This is a genomic window from Faecalibaculum rodentium (genome assembly GCF_001564455.1).
In the GTDB taxonomy this organism is placed as follows: Bacteria; Bacillota_I; Bacilli_A; order Erysipelotrichales; family Erysipelotrichaceae; genus Faecalibaculum; species Faecalibaculum rodentium.
Genome location: NZ_CP011391.1, coordinates 1,691,845 through 1,711,113 on the forward strand (window position 1 = coordinate 1,691,845; position 19,269 = coordinate 1,711,113).

Annotated in this window: 12 protein-coding genes; 5 read left to right on the forward strand and 7 right to left on the reverse strand. The window is 53.2% G+C overall.

Annotated elements, in window-relative coordinates; all coding sequences use genetic code 11:
* Positions 1 to 140: 140 nt before the first annotated feature.
* From aalo17_RS08395 to aalo17_RS08420, 6 genes are all read right to left on the reverse strand, one after another.
* On the reverse strand, positions 141 to 7,667 hold the full coding sequence (locus aalo17_RS08395) for an InlB B-repeat-containing protein (protein ID WP_067558158.1): 7,527 nt from the start codon (positions 7,665 to 7,667) through the stop codon (positions 141 to 143).
* A 327-nt stretch (positions 7,668 to 7,994) separates the two neighbouring features.
* Positions 7,995 to 9,416: an IS110 family RNA-guided transposase gene (locus aalo17_RS08400; RefSeq protein WP_067555742.1), complete on the reverse strand. Its 1,422-nt coding sequence runs from the start codon at positions 9,414 to 9,416 to the stop codon at positions 7,995 to 7,997.
* Between the two features lie 364 nt (positions 9,417 to 9,780).
* Positions 9,781 to 10,917, reverse strand: a complete 1,137-nt coding sequence (recA, locus tag aalo17_RS08405; RefSeq protein WP_067558161.1) for a recombinase RecA — start codon at positions 10,915 to 10,917, stop codon at positions 9,781 to 9,783.
* Positions 10,883 to 11,392: a CinA family protein gene (locus aalo17_RS08410; RefSeq protein WP_067558165.1), complete on the reverse strand. Its 510-nt coding sequence runs from the start codon at positions 11,390 to 11,392 to the stop codon at positions 10,883 to 10,885. Before aalo17_RS08410 ends, recA begins: the two co-directional genes overlap by 35 nt.
* Positions 11,392 to 11,970: a CDP-diacylglycerol--glycerol-3-phosphate 3-phosphatidyltransferase gene (pgsA, locus tag aalo17_RS08415; RefSeq protein WP_067558168.1), complete on the reverse strand. Its 579-nt coding sequence runs from the start codon at positions 11,968 to 11,970 to the stop codon at positions 11,392 to 11,394. Before pgsA ends, aalo17_RS08410 begins: the two co-directional genes overlap by 1 nt.
* Positions 11,954 to 12,952 carry a helix-turn-helix domain-containing protein gene (locus aalo17_RS08420; protein ID WP_067558171.1) on the reverse strand — a complete coding sequence of 333 codons (999 nt, stop codon included), beginning with the start codon at positions 12,950 to 12,952 and terminating at the stop codon, positions 11,954 to 11,956. The genes pgsA and aalo17_RS08420 overlap by 17 nt, the downstream gene beginning before the upstream one ends.
* Positions 12,953 to 13,127: 175 nt before the next feature.
* Here aalo17_RS08420 and aalo17_RS08425 point away from each other — a divergent pair, with 175 nt between their 5' ends.
* Together aalo17_RS08425 and aalo17_RS08430 are read left to right on the forward strand one after the other, a co-directional pair.
* A complete protein-coding gene (locus aalo17_RS08425) occupies positions 13,128 to 13,580 on the forward strand; it encodes an SseB family protein (RefSeq protein WP_067558174.1) in 453 nt (150 codons plus the stop codon).
* A gap of 124 nt (positions 13,581 to 13,704) precedes the next feature.
* A complete protein-coding gene (locus tag aalo17_RS08430; protein WP_067558177.1) occupies positions 13,705 to 15,105 on the forward strand; it encodes an MATE family efflux transporter in 1,401 nt (466 codons plus the stop codon).
* 159 nt (positions 15,106 to 15,264) lie between these two features.
* On the opposite strand, the gene aalo17_RS08435 is transcribed toward aalo17_RS08430, so the two are convergent.
* Entirely contained in the window at positions 15,265 to 16,692 is a 1,428-nt protein-coding gene (locus aalo17_RS08435; protein WP_067558179.1) for a radical SAM/SPASM domain-containing protein, read from the reverse strand.
* A gap of 161 nt (positions 16,693 to 16,853) precedes the next feature.
* Here aalo17_RS08435 and aalo17_RS08440 point away from each other — a divergent pair, with 161 nt between their 5' ends.
* The 3 genes from aalo17_RS08440 to aalo17_RS08450 are packed head-to-tail and all read left to right on the forward strand — an operon-like array spanning position 16,854 to position 19,154.
* Entirely contained in the window at positions 16,854 to 17,684 is an 831-nt protein-coding gene (locus aalo17_RS08440; protein WP_067558182.1) for an HAD-IIB family hydrolase, read from the forward strand.
* Complete coding sequence (locus tag aalo17_RS08445; RefSeq protein WP_067558185.1) at positions 17,675 to 18,487, forward strand: HAD hydrolase family protein; 813 nt, start codon at positions 17,675 to 17,677, stop codon at positions 18,485 to 18,487. The genes aalo17_RS08440 and aalo17_RS08445 overlap by 10 nt, the downstream gene beginning before the upstream one ends.
* On the forward strand, positions 18,480 to 19,154 hold the full coding sequence (locus aalo17_RS08450; protein ID WP_067558188.1) for a YoaK family protein: 675 nt from the start codon (positions 18,480 to 18,482) through the stop codon (positions 19,152 to 19,154). The genes aalo17_RS08445 and aalo17_RS08450 overlap by 8 nt, the downstream gene beginning before the upstream one ends.
* The last annotated feature ends 115 nt before the right edge of the window (positions 19,155 to 19,269 follow it).

Here is a 19,269-nt window from a genome sequence, read left to right on the forward strand (position 1 = left end):
AATGCTCATTCTTCGTCAGTGTCTGCCGATAGCGCCATGTACACATCGGAATGAGACTCCACCTGCTGGTGATCTTCATTTCACATTAAAAAAGACCAGGGATCCGGCTGGGATTCCCTGGTCAGTTCAGACATCAGAGTTTACTCTTCGTCTTTTTTCTTTTTGTCCCTGCGGGACAGGTGAGCTGCACCGATCATACCCAGACCTGCAGCACCCATGATGGATGTCCACAGAGCGGGATCCAGACCAAGAGCCGTGACGACTTTGTTCGGCTTTCTGGCATCGGATTTCTCCGGCGCTTCCGGAGTCTCGTCCTTCTTCGGTGCTTCCGGTTCAGCTGGTTCTGCCGGTTTCGGTGTAACCTTCAGTGTACCAATGGCTTCTGTGACCTCATAATCCGCCGCATCCGCCTTGATCCACTTTAGTTCATACGTGTTTGCACTTTCGCCGACTTCCGTCTGGGAACCGGTAAGAAGCAGTTCAACCTCATCGCCTTCTGCAAGACCGGTTACAGAACCTCCTGCAGTGAGCGCCTTGCCGTCATACACTTTCTCTGCACTCTCTGTCGTGACTGTCAGTTTTGCCGGCACAACTTCCAGAACCGCGGATGTTTCCGCATCCTCATAGTTGTTGTGCATTGCGCGGACTTTCACCGTGTACTTGCCGACATGTGTAAAGGCAGGCAGTTCATCCGTCCAAGTCTGACCATCCACAGAGTACTGGATTTTTGCATCCTTGATATCGGAACTTGCCGCATCCAGCATCTGATCCTTGCCGTTGTACGTGACTGTCTTGTCAGCCAGTGTCAGGTTGTGATGCCTGGCATCCGCCTTCTTCACCTTCAGCGTTCCGTGCTGCACTTCGATGTTGTAGTTGGCTGCGATGTTGTCCGGATCCTCGGATGCGATACCCAGGAACCGTGCCACACGGGACAGAGTCGTTGCACCGCTGCGCTTGTTGAAGCGGTAGCTGAATGTATTTTCCGTGGTGCCTGCATCCGTAATGGAAGCAAAGCTGTGGAATTCCGGTTCCTCGCCCTTCACAAAACCGTCGCCGGATTCGTGAACATACGCCTTTTCATGCTTGTGCTCCGTGCCGTCGTATACCCATTCCTGGTCTTCGCTGACAAGCAGAACGTTTCGCTTGAGGATCTCAACGGTCACTGTCTTGGATGTTTCCTTGCAGTTTTCGTTGTCGGTCGTGGCAGTCACTTCCCACTTGCCGCTGTTGGTGAATGCCGGTGCTTCTTTGGATGTGTATTCTTCCCCGGTTTCCAGGTTCTTCACGGTATAGGTGAAGTTGCCGTCCACATGTTCACCATTCTTCAGCTTTGCAGCAGCTGCAACAGTGGTTGTCTGTCCATCGTACTTCTTGCGGAAGCCTGTGGCCGTGATTTCCATGTCCGTATCCGGCGTGAAGTCGATGGTGGGCTGTGCTGCTGTGACTTTCAGCAGACCCAGCTTTTCGTCAGCCAGTTTGTAGTTGGACGCCTTGGCGGTTCCATCGAATTCCAGACTGTAGGTGTTGGCAGATTCTCCGGCGTTGGTCTGGGAGCCGGTTGTCCTGGCGGAGAGTGTTTCTCCCTCCACGATGTTTTCGATGGTGATGCCTGCAGCAGTCAGTGCGGATCCGTCATAGACCTTTTCTGCGCCGTCTGTTGTAACAGTATATTCTCTCTGTTTAATGGTCACCGTCACCGTCTTGGACAGATTCTTCAGGTTCTCGTCCTTCGGTGTGAAGGTGATGGTCCATTCACCGGCATCCAGCATGGTAGGCAGCTGATCAACGGCCTCACCGTTTACGACGTAGCTGTAGTCAGTATCGATTACAATATTCTCGCTGTTCTTTGTGACGACTGTCAGGCTGACTTCAATGCCATCATAAATCTTACTGATACTGTTGCCTTCCATGAAAGCGGATGTTCCAGGATCAACATCAATGGTCCCGTTGGCATCAGTGACTTCCAGTTTTCCAAAGGATTTCTGAATGTCATAGTTTTCCAGAGACTTACCGTCAGTCAGGACTACATCGAACGCATTTTCGGCTGTACCAACATTGGTAACTGTAGCCGTTTCTGCAAACTTGTAGTCGCTGAATTCACCTTCCACAAAACCCAGACTTCCATCCAGTTCAATGACGGTGTGGTTCGTCAGCGGTGTACCATCATAAACCTTGGAAGCAGGTTCGCTTTGCAGCAGAACCGTTCGAGGAGTGATGGACAGGCTGCCTTCGGATTTTGTGATTGTATAGTTGGAAGCTTTGGTGGTCTCTTCATTCAGCGTGTAATCAAAGGCGTTGGCTGTTTTGCTTTCGGCCACGTTCGTGATGGAAGCTGTGAAATCAACATTCGCCAGTCCTTCACCAGCCACGAAGTTTTCGCCGCCAATCCTGAGCTCGTTTTCGCCATTGGTCAAAGCTGTACCGTCATATACCTTGTCCAGGGTTGCACTGGTCAGTGTGACAGGACGCTTTGTAATGACGACATCCACAGTTACACCATCTTCTCCAAAATTGTAGTTGGGGTTGGTCGCCTTGACAGTAACAGTTCCTTTTACAACATCCTTGAAGTAAGGATTGCCATCGAATTTCTCACCATTAACGAGATATTCGAACACAGTTTCCGTATCATTCACCGCATTGGTTTTCGCAGTGATGACAGAAGTTGTTCCATCATACATCCGGTTGATGCCATCTGCAGTAATGTTCTTGTCACCATCGTTGATGGTGATGGATCCTTCAGCCTTCTCCACTGTCAGTGTTCCAAGATCTTCGGAAACTTTATAGTTGGTGGATGTGGCCCCGGTCCACTTCAGGTCATAAGAGTTCATGCTGGAACCGGCTTCTGTCTGGGATCCGGTTACACTGAACTCAACCTTGTCATCACCAAGAACGCCTTCAATCTGACCTCCAGCTGTCAAAGCCTTGCCGTCATAGACTTTTCTAGCGGACTTGGTTGTAACTGTTACCGGAGCCGGAGTGATGGTCAGTACCGCTTCTTTCGTGGCTGTTTCGTAGCCGCCTTTCACGGCACGTGCAATGACTTTATATCCGCCCTCCTTCACATCCTTGTATGAAGGCATTGTTGCTGTCCAGTTCTCACCATCCACAGAGTATTCGATGACTGCCCCATCAATTGCAGTAGCAGCATCCAGACTCTGGTTCTTGGCAGTATACTGTTCAGTCTTGCCCTCAAACTCAAGCTTCAGGTCTTCTGCCGGAGCTGTGGTTATCTTCAGGGTACCCAGAGTCTCTTCAATCTTATAGTTCGTTTCTTTTACATTGTTCCATGTGATGGTATAGGAGTTTGTAGATTCACCAACGTTTGTCTGAGAACCTGTTACTGCAAAGCTGGCAATATTATCATCATTACCCATCCATCCTTCAATAGAACCAGGGGCAGTCAGCGCCTGACCAGTATATTTGCGTTCAGCACTTTTCGTCGTAACTGTCAGAGGTGCCTGAGTAATCGTCAGAACTGCGGAAACCTCAGCAGTTTCGTAATTGCTGTTTTCTGCACGTGCATACACTGTATACTTTCCAGCATCGTAGAAAGCCGGCATTTCTTCTGTCCAGGTTTTCTTATCAGTGGAGTAAGTGATCTTCGTGCCTTTTACAACAGTGACAGCAGCAGGATTCAGATTCTGGTTAGCTGCATTGTAGACAACTTCCTTACCTGCAAATTCCAGTCCAAGCTGAGCTGCATCAGCAGGCGTAACTTCGAGGCGACCATTAATGTACTCAACTACGTAGTTACTTTCTTTTGCAGTCCCATCCCAGCTAATCACAGCCTTATTTTCACTGAATCCAACTTCGGTCTGAGAGCCGGTAGCGGTAACAGTGGCTGTTTCTCCATTCACCAAGCCGTTCAGCGTCCCACCGGCTGTAATAGCTTCACCTGTATAAGGTTCAGTTCTAGAATCAGCGGCGGCAATCAACTTTGCAGGTTTGATGATGAATTCTGCACTTGTGAAGGAATCTTCATAGTTTTTATTCACACCCTTGGCCCAAATGGTATAGGTTCCTGCATCTGTAAACTTCGGCAGTTCTTCAGACCATTCATTGCTGTCTTTGGAAGTTGCATACAGGTACACAGTTCCGTCTGCACCGCCTGTTGCACCATTAGCAAGAGTCTGGTTCAGGCCAATATACGTTGTCTCACCACTCTTGAGAGTAATCTTATTCTGATCCGCAGGAGCAGCCGTAACAGTCAATGTTCCATTCGAAGACTTAACGAGCTCATAGTTGCCTTCCTTGGCGCTGCCATTCCAGTCAATGCCCTCGAAGGTATTGGTAGAGGAACCTACGTTTGTCTGTGAACCAGATGTCTTGACTGCCGCATCTTCACCTGTGACAAGACCATCGATTTTTCCACCGGCAGTCAGTGGCTTCCCATCGTATTCTTTGTCAGCATCCAGCGCTTTTGCAGTGATTTCTTTCGGGTTCACCACCAGCTGGACGGTAACGACATCACTGTCTGCATACTTTCCAGACTCATCTGTAGCCTTGACTTTTACAGTAGTGCGGGAAGCGTCTTTGGCAGAAGGAAGCGTTTTTGTCCAGGTAGTTCCGCCATCTGTGCTGTAAACAACAGTCCCTCTATCTGCACGACCTGCAGGAAGTACATGAGTTGTTCCATCATAGGTGGATACCAGACCTGCAGCATTAATATCGTAGGTCAGCTGCACTTTCTTCTTGCAGACATTGAAGATAACACTGAAAGGACTGTCTTCATCTGTTGAAAGGTCTTTGCTGTTGATAATCTGCACTGCTGGTTCACCGGAAACGAGCTCATAATTTTCAGGAATTCCATCAGCCCGTACCGTGAACTCCTCTTTCATGTTGTTTCTCAGAATCTCGCTCGAGGCGATAATGGTATCGGTATCCACATCTTTATAAAGAACCTGATAATACTTCTGAACCATCGGATGATACTTGAAGACGATCACATTTTCCTTGCCTGCATCAACCGTATAGTTGATATAGGGTGTTTCGGGAGTCATATCCTGAATCGATTTCGCCTGAACCGTGATGGTCTTTCCCGGACGGGCGAGTGTGGAATCATCCCCTGCCAGAGACTCTCCCGTATCAGCGTTCACATACTTGATGGTGACAGGCATGGTGTCCTTAGCCGTCCACTTGGCGTAGATATCAGTATCGCCTTCCACTGTCTTGTCCGCAGAGAAAGGAATCGTGCAGGCTTCATCCATATACCAGCCAGCAAACGTGTGACCCGCAAACTCAGGTTTCTCTGTGATTTCGCCAATCCGGCTTCCGCCTTCGATATCATCATGCAGCAGTTTGTCCGCAGAACCGTTGTTGTAGTGGAGCGTTACATCGAACGCCTTGGCTTCCCACTTGGCATACAGAATCAGGTTGCCATTTGGCATGGTTACACCATCCGTAACAGGCTGTGTAAATGCCGGATCCAGATACCAGCCGGCAAATGTATAGTAACTGCCCTTTCCTGCGGGAAGTTCAGGAGTATAGTTCCATCCATCTGTTGCTGAGGTATACTTCGAGATTTCTCCCAGGGGGGTTGTGTACTTTACGTCCTTGATTTCCTTAACGATGGTATTCCAGCTGGAGTACTGAATGTGGTACTTCTCCAAATTCGAAGCTACTTTTGTAGGAGTGCCCCGATTTATGTCAACAGATGTCCCTTCGTTCCTAATACCGGTTCCATTTTTAGACCAGAATTCCGCTGAAGTGAAATCGCCAGAGGACTTGGTCGAATACTTATAGAGTTTATATCCGGCATATTTTTCATATACATTGAACGAGCCATTTCCAGCCATGATGGTATCTGCCAGTTGGTACGAGCCGTCGTACTGTTCGTTATAGTAAGCGATATGATAACGGCTGCTGTCTCCTCGAATGGTGAATTTCAGAGACCAGTTTCCGGATCCGTCTTCTTTAGTTTCTTCCCCATATCCTGCAGTATGGAAATCATACGTGGTCAACAGCAGCGCTCCGGTTCTGGATGTTTCCCACATTTTACTGGAATCCCAAAGAGAATTTCCCTTTTCGTCAGTAAATGGTGCGCCGAAGAGTCCGACATAAGTCTTGGTATTGTTTCTTGAGTACTCAAACTCAGCAGTACACTTGATCCGGTCATATCGGACATCAATCACTGTGGAACCATCTGCCGCAATTGTGGTTGTTTTGGATGAGTTCGACCCATTGTACCTGAATCCCGTCCAGTCTTTATCATTTGAAGGATCAACTTCGCTGCCGGTCAGCGCTTTTTTTGTAGCTGTTTCGGCATAATCGTATTTTTTGGCCGCATCAGCTGCATTGACATCATCCGATACACTTTGCTTCCAGTAGCGGACAGTATAGCTGACTTCTATCGCTTCCCACTTTGCGTCTACTGTGACAGCTTTTGCGCCTTCGGGAACATTCGCAATGGTAATGGTCTTTACGTCTTTGCCGTTCAGGGTCCAGCCTGCAAATTCATATCCTTCCCGGACAGGTTTTTCGTTCAGGTCAATGGTCTGACCAATGGTAAATTCTTTCGAGTTTACAAACGAACCGCCATTCGAGTTGAAATTCAGCGTATAGGAGATCGCTGCATACTCCACTTCCACCACTGTGTCCCCTTCCGGAGAGATGATGCTGTTGGAATAATACAGGCGGGTATAGCCTTCTTTTTCCGGGGCCTGTACATCGGTCATTGTTCCGACTTTGCCTGTGCGAGTCTCTGTCTCGACTTTGTTATTCGGGTAAATATACTTGACCGTATATTCCGCTTCACCAGGCACATACACGAAGGAGAATTCCTGATCACCCTGAATATCCAGATCCAGCCTCGCAGGAGCCTCCTCTTTTTTATTGCCCTCTCCATCGGCATAGTACAGCGTATAGCCTTTTTTCTGCTTCAGCGTGATGGTCTGCTGGCCATACTCCACCTTCTGCTGTTCCAGAACAGGGACATTGGAGCCTTCAGTAAAGTAATAGAAATACAGGTAGGCTTCCTCTTTTTTCTCAGTGTCCGCATTCGCTGCCGGTGCTTTTGCCGGTTTCTCTGGGGTTTCTTCCTTTGGCCGTTCCTTTTCGGCTTCATTGTTTTCAGCCTTCGGCGTTGTATCCGTATAGTGAAGGACAATGGTCTGACCCGGTTCCAGCTTGGTGACTGCATCGGAGTTTTCCACTGTATAGAAGAAATCGTTTTCCCAGCGTCTTACTTCTGTAATACGGATCCCGTTGTTGTCGACATCCGCAAAGTCAAACTCTGCATTCTCCACTCTGGGTGCAATGTCTTTGTTGATCTTTCCCAGATCCATGGTCCTGACTGTATCCAGGACCCGGCCGGTATCCGCAACAGCCTGGGCCGGTGCTTTACCGGTGGTTTCCATATCCTGGAACTCTGGAAGTTTTGTTTCCTCCTCTTCCACCGGTGTCGTTTCTGCCGGAACCGGTGCCGCTTCCTGTACTGCCGGAACTTCCGCAGATGCCTGAACATCAGGTTCAGTTGTGACGGTTTCTTGAACAGGTTCCTCAATTGCCACGTCGTCAGAGATTACATCTGCCGTCTGACCGTCAGCAGCTTCGTCAATGATGGGTTCATTGTCTTCCCCTTCGCTGGCCAGCACAGCCCAGGGCTGTCCCGTTGCCTGAAGGGTCATCAAAAACGCCAGCGTGGCCGCCAGATTCTTCTTAGACTTCATATGTTTCCTTTCTTTGCTCTTTTCAAGCGTTCCATCCAGCGTTGTTTCGTATTGTTTCGTTACAACGTAACAACTCATGGAACTTACTTAGAAACCATAGCACATAAGTTTACAGAGCAAAAGATTGGAATGTTACTGCGGTAAATCTATTGGTACGTTTTGTATTAAGTCAATGTAATTGTTTGTATCTTTTCATGACGTAATGTTACAAGATGACGTCGGGCTCTCATTTTTCCATTAAAATGTGAAACTCTCATAAAATGAAAGCCACGATTAAAAGGCCTCCTCTCGGGAGGTTTTTTAAATTTCCGAATGCTTACATATTGTCTAAATCGTTGATATCGCTCCAGTTTGATATTCACATTGAGCAATTCCTATCTGGGCCAGTAACTGCTCTATCTTGTGTTTCATCTCATCATCTGTATTCTGCAGCATCTCTACGATCTCTTTTGCGGTCCTGATAATTGCCGGAGCATCTGTTGCCTCTGCTGATGTCTCCATACTCTGTTCCCGCTCACTCTGTTCTTTTTCCAATACCGCCGGGATCTGTTTCTTTCTCTCTTGGAAATATTCACCTGTCTGGAACATATGATAGGCAAGAACCATCATCTTTCTCGCAATCGCAATCAATGCGCGTTTTTTACCGCGTCGGGCTGCGATAGCCTCATACTTCCCCTTGAAATATGGGTGCTTCACTGCGTTCAGAGCACATTGAATCAACACAGGCTTTAGATAATATCCGCCTTTTCCAATTTTGACCGATTTATGTTTGTTGTTGCTCTGATTGCTTTGAGGGCACAGTCCACACCAGCTTATGAAGTGCTTCTCGTTCTTGAACTGTCCCATGTCTGTTCCTGTTTCGCTTAGTATCTGCATCGCCGAAAGCCCGGAGATTCCCGGGATGGAATCAAGCAAATCAAGATAGGACTTGAATGGTTCGAGAATTTCCGTCATCATTTGTTCGTAGCGTTGGATTTGCGCAGTGAGTCGGTCAACTCTTTCATACGCATTTTCAAGCTCGAATTTCTGGACGGAGGAGAACTTTGCACCAGCGAATGCTTTGCGAAGTTCTTCTTCTTTTTCTTTGCGCTCTTTATGGGTGGAGAACCGCATGATCCGGCAGCTTTTCCGTATCCGCTTTTTCACTTCCTCCAAATCCGGTTCCTCTGTCGTGAGCAGGTATTCGATCACACTTCGGGCCGACTCTCCTTCGATCCCGGAAAAAACAAGATCCATACGGATATTCGCTTCTGTCAGAATATTCCGGATCCTTCGGATCGTATCCCCTCTTTCCTGTACCAGTTTAGTTCTGGACCGTGAGAGCCTTCTGGATTCCCGAAGCTCCCGGACCGGGATATATGACTCTCTCAACAGACCGTTGGCCCCAAGTTCAGCGATCCAGGCACAGTCTTTCTGGTCCGTTTTTTGTCCGGCTATGGTCCGGACGTGCTTTGGGTTGACGATATGGGGTTTCAATCCCATTTCCTCACAGACATCAAAAACAGGGGTGGAATACTTTCCGGTCGATTCCATATAAACATCTATCGCTCTGTCTTCCAGATCCGGAAGAGTTGTATAGATCCATTCACACATTGAGGCAAGATCTGTATGATTTGAGTCAAATTTTTTGGTGACGAACACAAGCCCGTCTTTCCCTTTGGCCGGATCTTTGAAGGTCACACAGGCCCAGACATTATTTCTATGGACATCCAAACCGACACAGACTGGTTTTCTGTTACGAACAGCCATGGTCGAAAACTCCTCTCAAACAAAAAAATGCCGGAGTGGAAGTTGATCCATCCATTGAACTTGTCGAGAAAAAACCGACAGCCTATACAAAATGTTCAGAATATTCGTGATGAATTTCTACCCAGGGATACTATTTAGATCAACGGCGACTTATAAAAAAACAATCTCATGAAGACTGTGTGAGAAGTCCGCATGGAATAAATGTGTATCGTGCTCTCACCAGCTCCGGCAAGATAAATATAACAGGGGCCGGAACGGCCCCATCTAAGTTTCACTGATCCAAGGGTGGACCTCGCATGCGAGGTCCATGAATGAAAAAAAGGCCTCCCCAACCGGAGAGACCTCGCTTATTGTGAAGCTGTTCTTACTGAATCGGATTGTCCAGACCATGGTTAAGCATCGCCGCCAGATCCGGGTCCATTTCCTGTACACCCGGAAGATCGGAGATGTCCACATCGTCCTCTTCCTGATTCTTTCCGGCCATCGCATCCCGCAGCTTCTGTTCCAGCTCGGAGCGGATGTCCTCGTTTTCTTCCATGAATTTCTTGGCGGCTTCCTTTCCCTGCCCGACTTTTTCACCGTTGTAGGAATACCAGGCACCCGCTTTCTTCAGGAAGCCGTATTCGACAGACATGTCCACCAGTTCGGAGATCCAGGACACGCCCTTGCCATAGACGATTTCCAGTGCGCACTGCTTGAAGGGAGGCGCCACCTTGTTTTTCACGATCTTCACGCGGACTTTGTTGCCCACGATCTCGCTGCCATTCTTGATCACATCCGTTTTCCGGATATCGATCCGGACAGAGGCATAGAACTTCAGCGCCTTGCCGCCGGGCGTGGTTTCCGGGTTGCCGTACATGACACCCACCTTTTCACGCAGCTGGTTGATGAAGATCGCCGTGCACTCGTTGTGGTTCATGATGCCCGCCAGCTTCCGCATGGCCTTGGACATCATCCGCGCCTGGGCACCCACCTGCAGGTCTCCCATTTCGCCTTCCAGTTCCACCTGAGGCGTCAGGGCCGCAACGGAGTCCACGACCACCAGGTCCACGGCGCCGCTTTCAATCAGCATCAGCATGATGTTCAGGCCCTGCTCGCCGGAATCCGGCTGAGACAGGATCAGCTCGTCAATGTTGACACCCAGGTTCCGGGCGTAGATAGGATCAATGGCGTTCTCCGCATCAATAAATGCGCAGCGCCCGCCTTTTTTCTGCACCTCGGCAATCGCGTGCAGCGCCAGTGTGGTTTTACCGGAGGATTCCGGACCGTAGATTTCCACTACCCGGCCCTTGGGATATCCCCCGATCCCCAGTGCCTGGTCCAGCAGCAGGGAGCCGGAAGGGATGGGTTCCACATCCATGCTCGGGCGTTCACCCAGCTTCATGACCGCTCCGGTACCGTACTCTTTCTCTATGTCTTTCAGGACATCCGCCAGCAGCTGGTCTTTGTCCTTTTCCTTTGCTGTTTTATCTTTCTTGACAGTTTCCTGTTTTCTCGCCATTCAGTTCCTCCTTCATGACCCGCAGCAGCCGCTCTGTCATGTCCCGGACCACTCCGGTCCGGATGTCATTGCGGGATGCGTGGTCGAAATCGTATCTGTATATCCGGCAGCCGGTGCCACTGGCAACCGCACAGTAGACAAGACCCGCCGGTTTTCCTTCCGAACCCGATGGTCCGGCATTGCCGGTAAAGGACACCGCATAATCCGCCCCGGTCAGCACCCGGGTGTTTTCCGCCATGGCCCTGGCACAGCGTTCGGATACCGCGCCGTACTGTTCCAGGATGACCGGATCCACATGGGCCAGCCATTCCTTCATCTTATTTGTATACGTCACAAATCCGCCGCGCAGCACATCACTGGCTCCCGGAACTGCGGCCAGGGTGGCCATGAACAGTCCGGCGGTCAGCGACTCGCACGCGGCAATGGTGACATGATGGTCCCGGGCACAGGACAGAAGCGCTTCGGCGGTTTCCATCACATGGTCTCCAGGACGTATTTCTTCAGTTTCTCAAAATAGATCCAGCCGCTGTAGAGGCTTGCCGCACAGGCAGCCCACAGCAGGATCTGCGCCACGGGCAAACCGATCAGCGCAAAGGGCCAGTTGTGGAGCAGAAGCAGCGCAATCGCAAACATCTGCAGCACGGTCTTCACCTTGCCCCACCAGCCGGCGGACACCACTTCGCCGCTTTTCGCGGCACTCATCCTCAGTCCGTCCACGATCAGGTCCCGGGCGGTCATGAGCAGCACCGCTGCCACGCTTGCCTGGTGGCTCCAGGCCAGCAGAATCAGCAGAGTATTCACAAGCAGCTTGTCCGCAATGGGATCCGCAAACTTGCCAAAGGACGTGATCAGGTTCCGGCTCCTTGCGATGTTTCCGTCCAGGAAATCTGTGAAGGATGCAATGGCGAAGATCGCAAAGACGATCAGGTCACGGCCGCCCAGTCCAATGGACGGGACCACCGGTGCCCAGTCTGCAGGGACCGCCAGATAGATGATGGCCGCGGCGGGAACCATCAGGATCCGCATCAGCGTGAGTTTATTCGGCAGGTTCATTCTGCTCTCCTTGCTCTGCTGCAGCCTCTTCCTTTGCTGCTCCGGCAGCCTGCACCACATCGATGGTGATGATGGCTTCGCCGTTTTCATTGAGTTCCGGCGTCACGCTCTGTCCGTTGACTGTGAGCTTCATGCCCTCGGGAACCGCCGGCTGAAACAGCAGGGTACCCGGTGCATTCATGGTCACGGTCTGGGAGAAGGAATCCGTGTACTGGGAGGTGTCGTTGAGCACGGCACCGGCTTCGGTCAGCCAGACCGTGGAGGGAGCCGAAAACTTCGCCTCGATCGCCACTTCCGGCGGCGTGTCAAATGTGCTTGTCACTGTCACGGTGCTGCCCGACACAGAGGTCGTGTCTTCCACCTTCGGAGTCTCTTCCTGTTCAGGCTGTGCATTGTCCAGGCCCTGTTCCCTGCGGCGCAGTTCGGCGAGCCTGGCAGTTTCCGCTTCCTTGTCCTTTGCTTCCTGGTCTGCCGCGGCCTGTGCCTGCGCAGCCTGGCTGGCCCGGATCTGGTTCATGCCGGCCCACAGGCCGAAGCCGCCGCACAGGATGATCCCCGCAATGATGACGGCCTTCATGGACAGCTTGCGCCGCGGCTTTCGCGACAGCGACCGGCTGGTGGATGCCACCCGGTTCTGGTAGCTGGACCGGCCGGTCCGCCTGACTCTGGATTCGTTGGTGTCCATGGGCATGGACGCTGCCATGCGCTTCTGGGCCTGGGTGAGGGCCATGTTGCGCAGATGGGCATAGTGCTTGATGGATCCGTCCACTTCTTCCTGCAGCATGCTCCAGTTCACACCGAGCGCTTCGCAATAGGAACGGATGAAGTACCGGACAAAGGACAGGTCGTCCGAAAAGACGTCCAGGTCGTTGTCCTCGATTGCCTTGATATATTCAGGTGCAAGTCTTGTCTGGGCCGAAACGTCCTGAATCGACAGTTTCAGGTCCGTCCGCCGCTTTTTTAAGATTTCATAATACCGCACCGAAAATCCCCCTTTGAGAAATAATTATACCAAAGGCATACGGGCTTCGTTAAGGACAGCAGCCATGAAATCTGTTTCTATTATATGTCCTGTACCGGCACTATACATGCCTGATATGCGAATTGCTTACAGAAACTGCCAAAAAAAGATATGATATCAGAGATGAGGTGAATGTATGCAGGATATACTCAGAAAACTTCACGAACTGCTGGCAAGACACCGGAAACTCCAGGACGACGTGGATCTGGAAAACATTCTGGAAATACTCGACCAGACATCTGTCTGGATCGCCGGAGTGGATCCATCTTCTTTTGATTTCAAAAACCCGGTCTACGAACAGGACCTGCTCAAAAAGCTCGATCTGCCCTTCTGGCCGGATCTTCTCACAGACAACGAAGGCAACCCGTTCTTTGCCGCCTTCACGGCACCCGAAAAGGCACCCGGAAAGCTGGTGGAACCCTTCAAGTGGATCGAAATCCCGTTCCTCAAGCTCTGTTACTTCGCCGCTCACACCGGGATCACGACGGAAGTCATCCTCGATCCCTTCACCGACTGCCTCCAGCTGCCCGTCAGCCTGGTGCTGCAGTACAGCGAACAGTACGCCAAAGCCCACCCGGATCTTGCCTGATCCGGGCTTTTTCTTTCCGACGGACGATCCCATCCGGCATCACAGCCATCCCCGGCTCCCGCCTTTTCGATGCTTAAGTCCGGCTGCTCTTGAAAGGCACCCCCGTTTCTGTTTCCATATCCTCATGAACACCACACAACGTTCCCTGCAAGACCTGCGCCAGGGCGTGTCCCTTTCTGCCGGCAGGCAGTACAGCCTGATTTTCCGCCTGGCGCTTCCCGCCATTCTCGCCCAGGTCGCCGGGACCCTGATGCAGCTCATCGACGCCTCCATGGCCGGCCGCCTGGGATCCCTGGCCGCGGCCTCCATCGGCCTGGTCGCCTCCAGCACCTGGCTCTTTTCCGGCATCTGCCGGGGTGTCATCTTCGGCTTCTCCGTCCAGACCGCCCAGACCATCGGCGCCGGGAATGATGAACTCGCCGCCCGGATCTGCCGGCAGGGACTGGCCGCGATCCTGCTCTTTGCCCTCACATTCGCCGTGACCGGACTGTTTGTGGCCCCCCACCTGCCCCTCTGGCTCCATGGTGAACCGGCCATCCAGTCCATGGCCTCCGCCTACTTTGGCTGGTGGTGTCTTTTCCTGCCCTTTCTCATGCTCAACGAATGGGCCGTGCAGATGCTCCAGGCCACGGGCAATACCAGGCTTCCGGGGATGCTGCAGATCCTCATGTGTGCCCTGGATGTAGTCTTCAACTGGTTTTTCATCTTCCAGCTGAACCTCGGTGTGGCCGGAGCCGCCATCGGCACCGGAGCGGCAGCCATGTGCACCAGTCTGTACCTCGCCTGGTTCACCCTGGTCCGGTCCCCGTTTCTTTCCGGCCACCATTCCTTCCGGTTCCGGAAAGAGACCATACAGCGGGCGGTCAAGATTGGCCTGCCCGTCAGTGTGGAGCAGCTCGTCACGGGCAGCGGCTATGTCATATTCACGCGCATCGTCGCCGGACTGGGCAGCATTTCCGTTGCAGCCAACAGCTTTTCCATCACCGCCGAGAGCCTGGCCTATATGCCGGGGTTCGGAATCGCCTCTGCCGCCAGTGCCATCATTGGCCAGTGTGTGGGTGCCGGGCGCAAAACACTCACCCGGTCCCTTGCGTGGCGGATCGAACTGGCGGGCATCACCGTCATGTCCGTCATGGGCATTGCCCTCTGGTTTCTGTCCCCTGCCCTCATGCAGCTGCTCTCCGTGGATCCTGCGGTCCAGGACCTGGGCACCCGCGTGCTGCGGATCGAGGCATTCGCCGAACCCATGTACGGCGCCGCGATCGTGGCCACAGGCATTCTCCGCGGCAAGGGCGACACCCTGTGGCCGACCATCATTTCCCTGGTCTCCAACTGGGGTCTGCGGATTCCCTTTGCGGCGGCCATGACAGGATACGGCCTGCCTGGTGTCTGGTTTGCCATGGCGTTCGAGCTGAACTGCCGGGGCCTGCTGTTCCTGTTCCGCCTGTGCCGGTCATTCCCGAAGGACCGGATTGCATCCTCCGATTCCACACAAACGGAAAATACGGGTCCCGCCGCGGCTTGAGTGCCGGGCAGGACCCGTGTTTGTTTTCAATGATTCAGTCAGGCAGCCATGGCCTTGGTACCGATGCAGGCGATGCGTTGCCTCCTGCCGATGCAGGCAGAAACCGGGTTCCACTGAATACCAGCCGGATCAGCCATCATCGGCATCGACTGTCGCTGTCTACAGCTGTGACTGACGGCGCTGTTCTTCGCGCAGGGTCGCCACCTCCGCCGGCGTCAGATGCGGATGGGCAGCCATCAGTTCCTGCGCCTTGGGCGCCCAGTCAGCTGCATAGTCCACACACTTGGCGCAGAGGTGTTCCGGGGTTTCCGGGCTCTGGAGGTCCGTGCTCACGGCATCGACGTCGTGAACGATCTTTCCCAGAATCTCGGGGTTTTCCAGCATGGGACAGGGCTGCAGGTGGTTGCAGTTGAAGGGCTGGTGTTTCTGGTACTCCTGGAAGAGCGGCTGGGAGAGGCACTCCAGGAGTGTCTTGTCGTGGATGTTCGCATTGGAGTAGTGAATGAACACACAGGGTTCCACATCGCCGTTGGGGTTGATGTGGCAGTAGAAGCGGCCGCCTGCAATGCACCCCTGCACAAACTCGCCGTCGTTCTGGAAGTCAAAGGTGAAGATTGGTTTGCCGCCGTCGAAGTCGCGGATCTCACGGACGCGGTGATACATGTATTCCCGCTGTTCCGGAGTCAGCAGCAGTTCGGTGCTGGCTTCGTTGCCGACAGGCATGTAGTGGAAATACCAGTTATAGCGCACACCATGGTCAATGAGGAAATCCAGGAACTCGTCGCTGGTGACCATTTTGTAGTTCTTCGATGTGTAGCAGATGCTCGTGCCGAAGACCAGGCCGTGGTTTTTCAGGATCTCCATGGCCTTCACCACTTCCTGGAATGATCCCTCGCCGCGCCGCGCATCGTTGTCTCCCTCGAATCCCTCAATGGAGAGCGCCAGGGAAATGTTGCCGAGTTCGCGCATGGTTTCCGCAAATTCATCCGTGATCAGGGAACCGTTTGTGAAGGCATAGAACATGGATTTCGGGAATTCCCGGGCCAGTCGGATGATGTCGTCCTTGCGCACCAGGGGTTCTCCGCCGGTCATCATATAGAAGTAAATGCCCAGTTCCTCGCCCTGGCGGACAATGGAAGCCAGGTCTTCGTAGGACAGGTTCAGCCGGTTGCCGTATTCCGCCGACCAGCAGCCGATGCAGTGCTTGTTGCAGGCACTGGTGGGGTCCATGAGGATGATCCACGGGATCCGGTAACCGTGCTCTTCCTCGAACCGGTTGGTTTTCGCATAGCCGTAGAACCCCGCCTGGTAGCCGATGTTCAGGATGTGGGTCTTCACCACATGGGGATCCAGGTCATCGAGCATGGAATTCACGTACTTCATCCACTTGTTGTCCGGATCGGCGATCATGCGCCTTGCGCCGTCGAACACTGCATCGGGGTACAGGTCGCCGACGAGATATTCCGAGATGTCCACCAGCCGGTTGAGGCCTTTCACACGGTCCTTGTTGACGTATTTCAGTACACCGTCGACGGTCGCGCCGACGGCTTTCCGTGTTGCGGCGCCTTTGAATTTTTCAAATGCCATGGGAGATGCAACCTTCTTTCTTCTTACTGCAAGATTATACAGGTGTCCCAATTGTAAACCACGGTCAGATGCCCGGATGTGTCTGTCTCCTGCAGCCGGGATTGCGAGGGGCAACTTCTGATACAATGAATCTGTATGCGATTTTGAAAGGAGGAACCATCATGAAACAGCTTCTGTTTGCCTCCGACCTGGATGGCACGCTGCTCAATGCGGCACATGAAACAGATGAAGAGATCCTGACGGGGATGCAGGAACTGGCCAGACAGAACGCGGCGGTGGCCGTGAGCACGGGACGCAGTGTCTCCATGTGCCGCTCCCTGGGATTTCCCCCGGGCCCAAAGGTGCTCATGAACGGGGCCCTGGCCCTGGATGCACAGGATCAGGTGGTGTACGACCAGCCGCTTCCGGCTGCCATTGTGGCGGAGCTCATGGATCTGTTCCCGGACCTGCCCTTCGAGTTCTGCACCACTGACTGCACGCTGACAAGACAAAGCCGCCAGGAAACCATTGGCAATTTTCAGCGGCGCTGGGCAAAGCGGGGAAAGCCCCGCAGGAACGCGGATTTCGACAAAATGTTCCAGGGACACCGGAATGACCAGACAAGGGAACAGATCCTGGACCAGACCATATACAAGATCAACTGCAACCGGGAGGACAGTGAAGACTGCCGGCGGCTGGAAACCTGGCTGGCGGCGCATCCCGAGGTGGTGAACACCCCCAGTGACGAGGTGCTCTATGAAATTTCCGCAGCCAGCGCCACGAAGGGACTGGCGGTGCAGGCACTGGCCGGTCACCTGGGGATCCCCCATGACCAGGTGGCGGTGTTCGGGGACGGAATCAACGACCTGAGCATGTTCGAACTCTTTGCGCACAGCTATGCGCCGTCCACAGGACAGCCCGAGGTGCAGGCAGCGGCCAGTGAAGTGCTGGACGGATCCGATGAACACTGCGTGATCCGGAAAATGAAGGAGCTCAGAGAACAATGGCAGTGAAACTGTTTTTCACGGACCTGGACGGCACCCTCATGGTCAACCACCGGCTGGATTCCCGCATCCGTCAGGGAATCGAGGCCCTCCGCAGGCAGGGCGGTCACGTGATTTTCAATACCGGACGCCCGCCCATGTCCGTCTGGCAGATGCAACCTGAAGTGGACTGGCTCATCTGCGCCAACGGGGCCCTGATTTATGATGGCGAGGGGGAGCTGGTGAGCGAAAAGCGCATCGACCCGAAGGATCTGCGGGACTTTGTGATGACCTTCGGGAGCGAACCCATCGAGATCGTGACAAAGGACGGTGTCTACAGCAACGCGAGTCTCGGGGAACTCTCCCGGATGTTCCTGAAACGAAAGGGGCTTCCGGCGATTCCCGTGTTCTCCTTCCTGCTGCCACCGTTTCTCAAGTCCTGGGAAACCAGAGTTCCTGCCGGGACGCTGATGGGCCTGCCGGCGGTGAAGCTGGAGATCCACGATGCGGATCCCGAAAAAATGAAACGGTTCCTGGACCGCCATCCGGATCTCGTGAATGCCCCGAGCATGAGCGGGCTCTCGGAAATCACCCGCCGGGATGCCACGAAGGGAACTGCGGCGCTGGAGGTCCTGGACCTTCTGCAGATGGATGCGGGCCAGGCGGCGGCCTTTGGCGATGGCATCAACGACATCACGCTCCTGGAGGCGATTCCCGAAAGCTATGCCCCGGAAACCGGCAGCGAACAGGCAAAGAACGCTGCCGCCCACATTCTGCCCATGCCGGATGACCACGCAGTGATCCGCAAAATGGAGGAACTCATCCGTGGATAAGGAATCGGAATCCATCGTTCTGGGCACGCTTCTGGCGATCTCCGGCGGCCTCATGGATGCCTATTCCTATATCCTGCGGGGGCAGGTGTTCGCCAATGCTCAGACCGGGAACATCCTCTTCCTGGGAATCTACCTGTGTTCCGGACAGTGGCGGGAAGTGATCCACTATCTCTTCCCCGTCGCCGGATTCACCGCCGGGATCTTCATCTCGGAACTCATGCACCTCTCCCGGCTGCACCCGGTGCACTGGAAACAGACGATCCTGCTCGCCGAGGCGTTTCTGCTGCTGCTGGTGCCGTTCATTCCCCTGGATCTCTTTGCGAACTCCCTGACGTCCTTTGTCTGCGGCATGCAGGTCCAGACCTTCCGGAAGCTTCGGGGCCATCCCTTTGCCACGACGATGTGCATTGGCAACCTGCGCTCCGGCACAGTCTCCGCCGTCAACTGGCTCTGTCACCGGGAAGACCACCATCTGCGGGCCGCGGGAGCCTACTACTATGTGATTTTATGTTTCGTCATAGGTGCGGTGATCGGCAATGCCCTGGCACCTGTGACGGGGCTGTTCACCATTGCGGGCTGCACCGTGCTGCTCATGGTGTCGTGGGTGATTCTTCACTTCCAGCACCGGAAAAGCCAGCATACGCTGGATGAACTGGATCAGTTCTGAGGAAGAAGAACCCAGTCTGTCCCGAATACACAAAAAGAACCGGCATCGTGTCCGGTTCTTTTTGTGTCCGAGAGACAGGCCAGAGATGCCGATGATGGCAAATCCCGTCCGTCTT

What these genes read in the sequence shown, in the direction of transcription:
- aalo17_RS08435 (WP_067558179.1), bottom strand. Translation starts at nt 16,692, where the DNA reads ATGGCATTTGAAAAATTCAAAGGCGCCGCAACACGGAAAGCCGTCGGC.
- aalo17_RS08400 (WP_067555742.1), bottom strand. Translation starts at nt 9,416, where the DNA reads ATGGCTGTTCGTAACAGAAAACCAGTCTGTGTCGGTTTGGATGTCCAT.
- aalo17_RS08395 (WP_067558158.1), bottom strand. Translation starts at nt 7,667, where the DNA reads ATGAAGTCTAAGAAGAATCTGGCGGCCACGCTGGCGTTTTTGATGACC.
- aalo17_RS08410 (WP_067558165.1), bottom strand. Translation starts at nt 11,392, where the DNA reads ATGGAAACCGCCGAAGCGCTTCTGTCCTGTGCCCGGGACCATCATGTC.
- aalo17_RS08425 (WP_067558174.1), top strand. Translation starts at nt 13,128, where the DNA reads ATGCAGGATATACTCAGAAAACTTCACGAACTGCTGGCAAGACACCGG.
- aalo17_RS08430 (WP_067558177.1), top strand. Translation starts at nt 13,705, where the DNA reads ATGAACACCACACAACGTTCCCTGCAAGACCTGCGCCAGGGCGTGTCC.
- aalo17_RS08440 (WP_067558182.1), top strand. Translation starts at nt 16,854, where the DNA reads ATGAAACAGCTTCTGTTTGCCTCCGACCTGGATGGCACGCTGCTCAAT.
- recA (WP_067558161.1), bottom strand. Translation starts at nt 10,917, where the DNA reads ATGGCGAGAAAACAGGAAACTGTCAAGAAAGATAAAACAGCAAAGGAA.
- aalo17_RS08445 (WP_067558185.1), top strand. Translation starts at nt 17,675, where the DNA reads ATGGCAGTGAAACTGTTTTTCACGGACCTGGACGGCACCCTCATGGTC.
- pgsA (WP_067558168.1), bottom strand. Translation starts at nt 11,970, where the DNA reads ATGAACCTGCCGAATAAACTCACGCTGATGCGGATCCTGATGGTTCCC.